The sequence below is a fragment of the Actinomycetes bacterium genome (assembly GCA_024222295.1).
Taxonomy (GTDB): Bacteria; Actinomycetota; Acidimicrobiia; order Acidimicrobiales; family Microtrichaceae; genus JAAEPF01.
The window spans coordinates 1-4,442 of the sequence record JAAEPF010000062.1; the positions used below are offsets into that span (position 1 = coordinate 1).

Sequence of the window (4,442 nt, forward strand, 5' to 3'; positions counted from 1 at the left end):
GCTGGCCGCCTGGCCTCGGGGGATGGACGTGGCCACCGCCCTGCAGGTGCTGGACGCGACGTGCCTCGCCACCCTGGTGGAGGCCGGCGTGGTCGTGCGGGACGAGCGCCGGTTCTTCGTGCCGACGGTGGTGGTGGAACACGCTCGGGGCCAAGGCGCCTGGGGCGCGGCGTGTCGCGACCAGGCCGCTTCCCTGGTGCAGATCTGCGACCGGGGGATCGCCAGTCAGAGGTCCTTGGTCATGGGTCTTCGGTCTATGGTCAGGGGTCCTCAGTCATGAGTCCTCGGTCTGAGGTCTTCAGTCATGGGTCATGGGTCCTCGGTCCCATGGTCATCGGTCGTCTGTCAAGCGCCACCGTCATGGGACCACCCCCGCGCCACCAACTAGGGACCACCCCTCTGAAGGTGTGCCCCTCGACGTTGACAGGCTTCGTGTAGGCCTTTCACAGACCCCGCGCTTCCCACCGGCGGCGGTCTCGTGGAGGGTCCAGATGACCACGCTCGCCATCCTCTTGCCCAGCCCGCTTGGCTTTCATCTGTTCGTGCGCTGGCCGCGTGACCGGCTGCGCCGCTGCTCGGTACTCGTCGACCCCAGCGACCTCACCGAGGTGCTCGGACCGCTCGGTCACCCGCTCGTCGTAGGCCTGGTCGGCACGCGGCACACAGAGCTCGTCGCCGACCAGGTGCTCGACTTCGCAGACCTGGTCGCCATCCCCCCTTCCTGGCTGCGCCGCGTGCCAAGGAGCGACCTCCGGCAGCGTGCCACCACCGCAGCGCGCATCCTCACCGCCCACCGGGCCGATCCCCTCAGGGACTACCTCGGGCGCGAGGCCTCGGCGGTGCCAGAGCTGCCCTTCTGACCGCCTCAGCTGGCTGGATTCAGCCTCGGCTTCTGCCGCTTCCGGTACGACTCGCCCTCGATCACCAGGTCGTAGGCGTTGTTGGTGAAGCGGTCGACCAGCGCCTGGGCCAGCAGCGGGTCGGCCAGGATCGTCAACCACTCCGACGGGTCCCGGTTCGAGGTCATCACCATCGATCCGGCCTGGTGACGGGCTGTGATCAACTCGTAGATGTCGGCCGTCTCCAGCTCGTCCATCGCGCGCAGGCCGAAGTCGTCGATGATGAGGAGGTCGACCCGGGTCAGGCGCCGCAGCTCCGCGGTGTGGGTCTCGTCCAGGCGAGCGCCCTTCAACCGCCGGAACAGCTTCTCCGCCGGCTCGCAGTGCACCGAGTGCCCTCGGTGAATCGCCAGGTGGCCCAGCGCGTGCGCCAGCATCGTCTTGCCGACGCCCACCGGGCCCATGACCAGCACGTGGTGGCGACGCTCGAGGAAGCCCAGAAGCCGCAGCTCGTCCAGGAGCCGGCGGTCGTAGGTGATGTTGGCCCCGAGGTCCCACTCGTCGAAGACCATCGAGGGGTCCAGGTGGGCTCGGTGCGCCCGGGCGACCAGCCGGTTGCGGTCGCGCCGCTGCACCTCGTCGGACAGGATCAGCAGCAGCACGTCCTCGGGGTCCATGCCGCGCTCGCGCGCCTGGCGGAGACGCTCCGGCAGGGTCGGCAACAGCTTGCCCAGCTTCAGGCTCTTCAGGACGCGGACGAGGTCCTTGGACAGCTCACGCGGAGGCATCTGGACCTCCCAGCCGGAACTCGCTCGCGTCCCGGGCGAAACGGAGGACCTTCCCTGCCTCCGGCGGGGCCGGCGGTGTGCAGGACGACAACAGGTTCCGCCGCACCAGCCCCTTCTCCAGCATCCGCTGGATGCGCATCACGTCCACCACGTCCAGCTCCAGGGCGCGTGCGCAGGCCTCGTCGGTCGCCGCTCCGCCGAAGCGCCGCGCCAGGCCCAGCAGCCGGTAGACGTGCCGGATGCGGCTCCAGGGCAGCGGCCCCTCGGCCAGCCTCCGCGCGTACTCGCCGACGTGGGGCCCGAACCCGTCGCCCTGCTCGCAGAGTGTCGTCGCGTCCCGGGTCGCCAGGGCGGCCTTGCCCGGCGGCAGGTCGGCGGCGTCGATGCTGGTGCCCCCCTGGGGCTTCCGGGGATGGACCTTCACCAGCTTCGCGCCTCGGTAGAACTTCACCGTCGTGCGGTCGCGGCGCACCCGCAGGTCGCACTCGCCCAGCGCGTAGGGCACCGAGTACAGCGCGTAGTCCACCACCACCGCGTGGTCGCGGCCCACGTGGTGTTTCGCCCAGATCGGCCGGTCGTAGGGCTCGGTCGGGGCGGGAAGCAGCACCGACTTCTCCTCGGCCTCGAAGACCGCGACGGGCCGACGCCTCGTGCGTCCGTGCGTCCGCTCGCCAGCGAGCCGCAGCGACCAGTCGCGAGCCGCGATGCGCGCCTCGTCGACCGACCGGAAGCGCTCGCCGCGGAAGAAGTCGTCCCGGACGAAGCGCACCTGGCGCTCCACCCGCGCCTTGTCCTTCGCCTTCCGAACCCGCGCAGGGTCGGTCTCGAAGCCTCGGGCCTGGGCGTACTCCAGGAAGCCCTCGGTGAACAGCGGGGCGATGGGGTCTGCCCGCTTCACGATCGGACTGCAGTTGTCCGGGACGATGAACGGGAACACGCCGCCGAAGAAGGCCCAGGCCGCCTCCAGCCCCTCGATGAGGTCTTCCCGGGTCACCCCCAGGCAGGGCCACACGAACTGGTGCCGGCTGTACCCGGCGGTGCACAGCAGCGCGTACATCTTGCGCGTCTTGCCCGTGCCGATCTCTGTGAACTCGCCGAACTCGAGGAAGTCCACCTCCAGCAGCCCGGGGTCGGGGTCGACGACGCGGACGGTGTCGCCTTGGCCGCTCTTCACCCCGAGGTCCTCGGCCACGAAGCGCTGCAGGGTGCGCAGGGGCACCGGGACACCCGTCGTTCGCAGGACCAGCCGGGCGAGCTTTGGTCCGTGGCAGCCATCCTCCACCCAGCCGCGGATCGGCTCGGCATGTGCGCGGAGGTGCTCGCGCATCGACCCCACCGGCGACGCCGAGCCCGGGCGTACGGCCTCCACGGCGTAGGCGACCAGCTCGTCGTCGACGACCGTGTCCGCGCTGCGAACGAGGCCGCCGGCCTCGGCCGCCTCGACGTAGCGACGCACGGTCTTGCGGTCGACGCCGACTCTCTTGGCCACCGTCCGGTACCCGTGCCCGCGGCTCCACAGCCGCAGCATCTCCTTGATCTCGACCACGTGTAGCTCCCTGAACGCCATCTCTTCCTCGGCTGGATGCCTGAGGAGACCGCCAAACAAGAGGCAGCCCTGCGCGCCGCGGCAGGTGGTCCCTAGATCGCGGCGCGGGGGTGGTCCCTAGTTCGTGGCGCGGTGGGCGCTCGGGGGGAGCATGTACGTGGCGCACTACACTTCGACCTTCGACCTGGGACCTGGGACCTGGGACCTGCGACCTGGGACCTGCGACCTGGGACCCTGGACCTTCGACCTGGTCTTGGACGCCGCACCCAGACGGTCAGGCGCCAATGATGGTCTTGGCCCGGCTTAGCCGTTGATGGTCGGGATGGTCTCCAGCACGTCGCCGGGACGGCCAAGATGGGCTGGGCACAGATTCCGTGTCTCCGAGGGCCGTCTACAAAGGCGTTGGACTGTAGCCGCTCCGCGGCAGCGTGAACGCCCAGCATCCGGCCATCCTGGAGGAACCGCCCATCTCGGCGGCACCTCCAGGAGAACAACATGGCACAGGCCAGCTTCAGGGACCGACTCGACCAGGACCTCCGGCTCCGGGGACTCTCCCCCAAGACCAGGATCATCTACACCAGCCAGTGCAGGCGCTTCTTCGAGAGGGTTGGAAAGCCACCAGCCCGGGTCGACGAAGATGACGTACGCAGCCACCTTCTCTGGATGCGTGAGACCGGCCGCAGCCCGGCCACCGTAGCCCAGGCACATGCCGCGCTCCGCTTCTTCTTCGTGTTCACACTCGCAAGGCCTGAGGTCATCCAGGCCATCCCCCACACGCGCGTCCCACGCCGAGAAGCCATGGTGCCCACCAGGGACGAAGTGCGGCGGTTCCTCGACGCCGCCAGGGCGAACCTCCGATACTTCGTCTGGTTCTCGACCATGTACGGAACGGGCGCAAGGGTGTCGGAGCTCATCGCGCTCCAGGTCGACGACGTGGACGCGGCCTCGGGCCTCCTGCGGATCCGACACGGCAAGAACGACAAGTCCAGGTCTGTTCCGCTCAACGACGACCTCCTCCAGCTGCTCCGCGGCTACTGGCGATCCTGTAGGCCCACGCCTCCGTGGCTCTTCAACGCACACGGAAAGAACACTCCCCCGAGACCACGAACTGTTCAGAAGGCCTTCGCGCGAATCCGAACGCGCGCTGGCGTGCGACGAAGGCTCTCACCTCACAGCCTGAGGCATGCCTTTGCTACCCACCTGCTCGAAGACGGCGTCGACCCCAGGACTGTGCAGGTCCTGCTCGGGCACGCGACGATGGAGACCACC

At 69.2% G+C, this 4,442-nt stretch carries 5 protein-coding genes; 3 read left to right on the forward strand and 2 right to left on the reverse strand.

What is annotated here, in order from left to right; translation table 11 throughout:
• Window positions 1-22 precede the first annotated feature (22 nt).
• Window positions 23-280 (forward strand): hypothetical protein, encoded by a 258-nt coding sequence (locus GY812_16265; GenBank protein ID MCP4437037.1) that lies wholly within the window; start codon window positions 23-25, stop codon window positions 278-280.
• Between the two features lie 211 nt (window positions 281-491).
• Complete coding sequence (locus tag GY812_16270; GenBank protein MCP4437038.1) at window positions 492-860, forward strand: hypothetical protein; 369 nt, start codon at window positions 492-494, stop codon at window positions 858-860.
• Between the two features lie 5 nt (window positions 861-865).
• Here the strand turns inward: GY812_16270 and GY812_16275 are convergent, their stop codons facing one another.
• Window positions 866-1,627 carry an ATP-binding protein gene (locus tag GY812_16275; GenBank protein ID MCP4437039.1) on the reverse strand — a complete coding sequence of 254 codons (762 nt, stop codon included), beginning with the start codon at window positions 1,625-1,627 and terminating at the stop codon, window positions 866-868.
• On the reverse strand, window positions 1,614-3,194 hold the full coding sequence (locus GY812_16280) for an IS21 family transposase (GenBank protein ID MCP4437040.1): 1,581 nt from the start codon (window positions 3,192-3,194) through the stop codon (window positions 1,614-1,616). Before GY812_16280 ends, GY812_16275 begins: the two co-directional genes overlap by 14 nt.
• 474 nt (window positions 3,195-3,668) lie before the next feature.
• Between GY812_16280 and GY812_16285 the strand changes: the two genes are divergently transcribed.
• The coding region (locus tag GY812_16285; GenBank protein ID MCP4437041.1) for a tyrosine-type recombinase/integrase at window positions 3,669-4,442 on the forward strand (774 nt) is incomplete at its 3' end.